The sequence below is a fragment of the Methylomonas rosea genome, from assembly GCF_024505055.1.
In the GTDB taxonomy this organism is placed as follows: Bacteria; Pseudomonadota; Gammaproteobacteria; order Methylococcales; family Methylomonadaceae; genus Methylomonas; species Methylomonas rosea.
On sequence record NZ_JANIBL010000153.1, the window covers coordinates 1 to 757 of the forward strand.

Consider the following 757-nt stretch of genomic DNA (forward strand, 5'->3'; position numbering starts at 1 on the left):
ATGCCAAAACGTTGTTTTACGATATGCGTTCCGGGGAAGATGCGATCTGGGGTTTGGGCCTGGGTTGTAACGGCGCGGTTAGGGTGTTGTTGCAATTGTTATCAGCCGGGCAGGATTTCAGTCCGTTGAATTTGCTGGTCGAGGCCGCCGAAGCCCAGTCTCATGGGGTATTGGTGACGGTGTTCGATTCCGCGCACGCGGATTTTCCGGCCGGTCGCAGCCAGTTTTTGCCGGCAGCCCTCGCCGGCGAGCAGCCGATCTTGCCCAGTGCGCCGTTTCCGTTTGCCACGGCTGCACTGCAAACGGCCTTGCAACAAAAACCGCGCATCGAAACCCATCAGCTCGACGGCCAGGAAATCAAAGCATTTTACGACCCGGTGCAACCGCCCTGGCAGTTGCTGATATTCGGCGCCGGCGCCGACGCGATACCGCTGGTCAATTGCGCCAAGTCCTTGGGTTGGCGCGTGACCTTGGTCGATCACCGGCCTGCGCATATCAAACCGGAGCGCTTTCCATTGGCCGATCAGCTTTTGCATCTGACCCCGGAACAGGTCGCGGCGCAACTGGATTTGCATCGCTTCAACGCCATCATGATGATGACCCACAACGTCGAATACGACCAACGCTACTTGCAAGCCATCGTGCATTGTCGGGTGCCGTTTATCGGCTTGCTGGGGCCGGCGCATCGCAAGCAACGGCTATTGCAAAGCCTGGGCGACGGTGCCGCGCTAATCAACGAGCGGGTATTCGGCCCGGT

1 protein-coding gene is annotated in these 757 nt (G+C 59.0%); it reads left to right on the top strand.

The window, feature by feature from the left end; all coding sequences use genetic code 11:
• Positions 1-757, top strand: a 757-nt coding sequence (locus NP589_RS21590) for an XdhC family protein (RefSeq protein WP_256608814.1), incomplete at both ends; no start/stop codon positions are given.